At 39.6% G+C, this 5,966-nt stretch carries 6 protein-coding genes; 2 read left to right on the top strand and 4 right to left on the bottom strand.

Annotated elements, in window-relative coordinates:
- Window positions 1–283: 283 nt before the first annotated feature.
- A complete protein-coding gene (locus tag HXY43_RS15005) occupies window positions 284–556 on the bottom strand; it encodes a GlsB/YeaQ/YmgE family stress response membrane protein (protein ID WP_290884163.1) in 273 nt (90 codons plus the stop codon).
- Window positions 557–831: 275 nt separating this feature from the next.
- On the bottom strand, window positions 832–1,275 hold the full coding sequence (locus HXY43_RS15000) for a hypothetical protein (protein WP_290884161.1): 444 nt from the start codon (window positions 1,273–1,275) through the stop codon (window positions 832–834).
- A gap of 290 nt (window positions 1,276–1,565) precedes the next feature.
- On the opposite strand from HXY43_RS15000, the gene HXY43_RS14995 reads away from it, so the two are divergent.
- Together HXY43_RS14995 and HXY43_RS14990 are read left to right on the top strand one after the other, a co-directional pair.
- A complete protein-coding gene (locus HXY43_RS14995) occupies window positions 1,566–2,063 on the top strand; it encodes a hypothetical protein (RefSeq protein ID WP_290884159.1) in 498 nt (165 codons plus the stop codon).
- A gap of 493 nt (window positions 2,064–2,556) precedes the next feature.
- Window positions 2,557–3,996, top strand: a complete 1,440-nt coding sequence (locus HXY43_RS14990) for a hypothetical protein (protein ID WP_290884157.1) — start codon at window positions 2,557–2,559, stop codon at window positions 3,994–3,996.
- Window positions 3,997–4,025: 29 nt separating this feature from the next.
- Here HXY43_RS14990 and HXY43_RS14985 read toward each other — a convergent pair whose 3' ends face one another.
- Complete coding sequence (locus HXY43_RS14985; protein ID WP_290884155.1) at window positions 4,026–4,889, bottom strand: tetratricopeptide repeat protein; 864 nt, start codon at window positions 4,887–4,889, stop codon at window positions 4,026–4,028.
- A gap of 199 nt (window positions 4,890–5,088) precedes the next feature.
- Complete coding sequence (locus HXY43_RS14980; protein WP_290884153.1) at window positions 5,089–5,880, bottom strand: IS5 family transposase; 792 nt, start codon at window positions 5,878–5,880, stop codon at window positions 5,089–5,091.
- Between the last annotated feature and the right edge of the window lie 86 nt (window positions 5,881–5,966).

Below are 5,966 nucleotides of genomic sequence, written 5' to 3'. Positions count from 1 at the left end.
CCAAGAAATAAATTATCCCTTCTTGTGGAGTGGGCGTCTCGCCCGCCCTTGGTTATGGGCGGACAGGATGTCCACCCCACAAGAAAAATTGTATGTTTTTTTATTTGGAAGTCCCTTAGGCTGAATTATACAGTGCGATCGCCTTTAATTGTTGAAAACCAATCATAATAATAGCGCTCGCCCAACTCCAGGTAAGCGCTATGTTTTTAATTTAATTCAGGGAGATAATAATACTGAAATGAATTCCCTGAACTTTAGTATAAATCGATTGAAATTTAATTTCTTACGCGGCACTACGGCGGGTTAACAAGTTCCACAAGAAGATAGCAACGATTGCACCAAGGATTGCTACCAAAATACCCGGGATGCTAAAAGTAGTAGCCGTTAAGGTAAAGGTTCCCGTCTGAAAAAATACGCCTAAGCTACCACCAACGAAAGCACCAATGATTCCTAATATAATTGTCCCCAGAATGCCACCGCCTTGATGACCAGGATAGATAGCTTTGGCGATCGCGCCAGCAATTAGACCTAAAACAATCCAAGCAAGAATGTTCATTGTTGTTAATTTTGTAAAGGTTTTTCACTAACAAGTACAGATTAACAATCGAAACATTTGTATTCAATCTGCCAACAGAACTAATTGTTTTTAGCCTTAAGGAATAGTTGAGCAGTTGAAATTTCTTTTGATATATACCCCAATAGGGGTGGATAAGAAGTTAAGAAAAAGCTCCTAGCAGGTCTAAGACTAGGGGCTGATCAAATTATTGCTTGGTAATAGCAGTATAGGCATTTAGGATGACTTCTTTCCTCTACTTGAAGAATTATGCCTAATCATTTGTTCTCGGCACAACCTTCTAAAACCGTATTACCCAAGATTAGGGTTGCTGAGTAAGGATAATTTTTGTCTGACATGCCATCGCTACAGGCATTTACTTTTTTGATGATTAGCATATTGTTAGCTCTCCCTCTCAATCGGTACACTCGTAGTAAGTCTGGAGGACGCCCTGCTGCTTTTAATGGTGCAACGTATGGGAAGGTGAGTTTTCGATTTTCTGGTGAAGAGTAAACAATTCCACTCTTCTTAGTTACCGTAACGCTCCAAAATGGTTCTGTACCAAGAGCAATAAATTCTTCAGTGTTGGCTGTATTTTCAGCAAACAGAAGATTCCTGTTGGCTAAAGTTATTTCGTTATTGGCTGTACTGCGGGAAGCAACTGCAACTGTGCTAGCACAAAGCCCGAAAGCAACAACACAGAAGATTAAGACTTTTTTCATTTACCCAGAATTTACGATTAGTAGTTTGTTTTACTTTTGATATTGTTTAACAACTGCACTTTTAGTTTGTGCATCGCCCATAAAGACAATTTCTGAATACTGAACCGACGTTCTAGGGTACCCTATACCCGGCACAGTTAGTTGCCTGATGAAAAGGGTTGCTCGTAAACCTATCGAAACTTATACGGGCGATCGCATTTTTTTGAAAGGATTGACATACTGCTGTCATATTTATCAAACAAACTAGAAGTATAGGATTAACAATAGTTTTTGACTCTTTTTGTTCGCAGATGTTTCACAGTTTTTCTATTCACAAGTCCATAGATGCTTTTAAAGTTTTGGCTGCTGGAGTCGTATCCAGTCTTTTAGCAGTTCAGCTTTCACCCACGATTGCACAGCGAGTTGATCAAAGCGCAACACTACTTGCAGATTCTAATTCTACAACTCCCATAGTAGTAACAGAACAAGTTAGTAAACCTACGCTGTGGTTGATAGCAGCAGGGGCAGTAGGTGGTGGTATTGCTGTTAGTTTAGCTTTGAGAGAAACAGAGAATAATAAAGGAAGTACTACAGATAGTTTCTCATTTGAGGGTAAACAAACTTCCATCTTTAATCTTGACCAGGGTAGCCGCAAACTGCAAAGGAAACTTCTAAACTTGTTGCATGACGATAGGGAAGCAGCAAAGCGACTTTTAACTCAGGCAAAGCTAAAGAATCCAAACAGAACAACAGATTGGTATTTTGAGAAGGTTATTTATGACCTAGAGCGCGATCGCGGCGGTTTATAATTGCTCAACAAGGTTTTCATACCCTCGAAAAACAGTAGACGAATTCTCTAACTGCAATTGTGCTTGGTGTCACAGACGCCCAGCTTTTCCTTATTTTCTCGTTTTTACCGAATGCGATCGCACATTTGCTCATTGCTAGCAGCTAATCTTCCACTTGGTTATAGCACGTAGCTGTTATATGAACTAGCAACCTGACAACTTTTATAGTACAATAGTACTATTTTATGATGAGCATCAAATGTGTGATGCGAATTTACAAGGTTATGCCCAATCTCTGTAGTAGATAAATGCCCACTATAACTTTTCCATAAATGCAACGATAACTACACAAAGCAAAACTACAAAAATAGAAATGCACCCTTTGAGTAGAATTCTCGTTACTAGGTTCAACCTAGTAACAAGGGTGGTGGGCTGCTGCCTCCAAGCTATTGCATAAGCGTGCAAGATGTAAAAAATAATATTTGTCGTTCACTTTGCCAGGGTAATTCTCACAATGACAAATCAAACTGCAACAAATAAATTTGATCGCATTGAAAAGTTTGAATTAAATAAGAAATGTTCCCTGCTGGAATTGATAAAAATCTTCGAGGAACATTGTAACCACATCATCATTAATATCAAGCATTTACAAAACAATTATCAAAGAAAAAGTATCAAACGTGTTCAGGGTTTTAGAGATGATAACAACAACCTTACTACACCGTGGCTCAGGACGGAATATAGAGACAATGTTGAGTATGTAGGCATGGGTTCGTTTTCATTGAACCGCAACACTGCCACTATTAACATGCTCATCACCCGCAAAGTCAGACTTGTTAAAGTCGAAGACAAAACACCTATTCTTGAAGTTGCGGGTTTGCTAGTGAATGACTTAACTAGTTTTAACAATTACACTATTGTTAGTGACGGCAAAATCAATATAAAGTCACTGCAAGTCAAAATTAGCAGTAAAAAAACGTTTGACTTGCTAAAAGAAAAAGGTGTAGTAGTAGATCAAGAATTTGACTTTCGACGTGAGTATACTATCAGGCTAGACAATTTACCTCTTGTACCTTCTGATGGACATTACAGTAGTATTGATGGTGTCTTCTACCAACTTGCAAAAATCAAAGTAATTTCTAGTATCATTTCCGCTTACTTAAAAGATAAGTCTGATGTCTTTTTATCAGAACAACTGGATGAGTTGAAAAATTATTATTTCTCCAAAAATATTTACATCAACTTTCCCACAACCAACGAATATAGCGACATTCAGGAAGCTCTAGCTAACGGCACAGTCGAGGCACGAGTTAGTTATAAAATCAATATCGGCAGCCAAGACATTCTTAACTTGGGTAAGTTGCATTCTGCTAATAAGTTTCTGAACAGAATGTATCAGGTTTATGACAAAAAAACTGGGGAAATTATTGCAAAGCCTAAGTTTGAGATAGCTTTTCATGAAAATATTGCTTTCAGACACAAGCAATTGTCATCTCGCATCAAAATTACTCCAGTGGATGAGTTCATGAAACAGATTTTTGACGACTTTCTCGGACTGGACAATAACGATATTGTTGTTGATACTCTTACCAAAGTTGGTGCTGATAGTTTAGTGCAGGTATTGCAAGAACACCGTAACGGTAACACTGTCAGTGAAGAAGAAATGGTTACAGCACTCTTTGCCGCGAATAACAAGCTAAAGGAGTTTGCTTCAGAAATCTATCGAGATAAAGTTAGCCCTTTGGTATTTTACATCGGTTCTACTGGAAATTTACCGAGGGAAATGGACGCCAAAGCTATGACTGCTCAAGAAATTGCTGCTCAATATCCCCATTTGCAGTTTTCCAAAGATGAGCAAGAAGGCACATTTTTTGTAATTGGCAACAGCATTATTAGCGTTTATAAACAAATAGAATATTACAGTAAAAATGTTGCAGTTACTATGGAAACATAAAACAAATTGCGTTGGTTTATGAAACTATATTAAATAGCAACAACAATTTTGGCTTTCTGCCGCTTAACATTTGCAATCATGTCTAAGACTTGTTGATAAGATGCAGTGTCTCCTTGTTGCAAAAATAAGTCTGCGGCTTTCTCAAAGTCTTCTATTGCCCCACTGGTATCTCTTAAGCTATAACGGGTAATTGCTCGGTTGTAGTATGCGAAAGGTTCTTCAGGATCGAGGCGAATGGCTTGGTTGTAATCTTTGATTGCGCCGTGTTTGTCTCCTTGCTTATCGCGGACATTTCCCCGACCTACATAGGCAAGAACATCATTGGGTTCGAGACGAATTGCTGCGGTATAATCTTCTATAGCTCCTTTTTTATCTCCCACATCTTCACGAGCAAGACCTCGATTGTGATAGGCACGAGCATCTTGGGGATTGAGGCGAATTGCTGCGGTATAATCTTCTGCTGCTCCTTTTTTGTCTCCTAAGTCATAGCGACTTAAACCCCGATTAAGGTAAGCAAGAGCATCTTGAGGATTGAGGCGGATTGCTGTGGTGAAATCCTCAATAGACCCTTGTTTATCTCCCAAGTCATAGCGAGTATACCCCCGATTGACGTAGATGAGTGCATTCTGGGGATTAAGTCCAATCGCTTTTGAAAAAGCAGCGATCGCACCTTCTAAATCTCCTTGATTGTATTTTTTGATTCCCTGATTATAAAAGTCATTGGCTGCGATCGCTGCATCTTGAGAAGTTCTGGTGACATTGCTTGGATCGATCTGCGTTGGAGAGACAGTTGCAGTTGCCACAGATGCAGAAATAATGAATGCAGCTACGCTACAAACTTTAGCTCCTACCAATACTTGACCTAATAATCCTAGTCTCATTTTTAAGGGCATTATTTTAGTTGTTTCCTTTATTCCTACATTCCAGAGAGGATTTTTTACGCAAAAGCTGTGTAAATCTCTGTGAAGCTCACCATAGCATTGAGATGGGAGCAAGAGATCGGGGAATACAAGGAATGCGCAATGATTTCGGTCAAAAATTCTTGGTTCTGTCTGAGAGGATGTCTGAAAAGTTCTTGATAGGTGATTTTAATCACGCAAGTTGCTTGAGCATTAAACGAATCATAGCGACATAAATAAAAGCCTCTGTTGTTTCAGGTAAAATTTCATAATCTTTACTTAACCTTCGGCACCAGTTGAACCAACCAAAAGTCCTTTCTACAAGCCAACGTTTGGGCAATACGACAAAGCCTTTTTGTTCTTGATGACGTGTTACAACGCTCCAAATCCAGCGATAAACATCAATTACCCAATGGCTAAAATTCTTGCCGCGATACCCTCCATCAACCCAAATCTGAATTAATCTACCCAGGCGATCGCGTCTAGAATTAAGTTTTGAGAGAACTTGTTTTGCCCCTGCTTGCTCACTTACTGAAGCGGCTGTGATGACTACAACGATCACTAAGCCCAAAGTATCAACAATAATATGCCGCTTACGCCCTTTAATTTTTTTACCTGAGTCGAAACCGACATCTTTTGACACCATCGTCCCAGTTTCAACTGTTTGGCTATCCATAATCGCTTCTGATGGAGATGGTTCTCGATTTTGGCTGACACGTACCCACAAGCGTAATCGCTCATGGATTTGCTGCCACGTTCCGTCCTTACGCCACTGTCGGAAATAATGGTACACAGTTTTCCACTTGGGGAAATCGTTTGGCAGCATTCGCCACGCGCAACCCGCACATAATATGTATAGGATGGCATTAACGATCGCCTGCATATCGACACTACGTTTTCGACCACCGCTTTTTGGCTTAGGAATTAGTCCTGATAGTATTTCCCACTGTTCTAAAGTCAGATTACTTGGGTACGATGGATTCATAGCTCTCATAACGCTGTCATACTTAAGTATTTTTTCTACTGACAGGATACCGTTATGTGGGCTTTCTTACTTCTCAGACATCCTCT

This window comes from Fischerella sp. (assembly GCF_013388695.1).
Classification (GTDB): domain Bacteria; phylum Cyanobacteriota; class Cyanobacteriia; order Cyanobacteriales; family Nostocaceae; genus PCC9605.
Note: the sequence above shows the minus strand (reverse complement) of the source record. Positions and strands in the feature narration are given on the sequence as shown.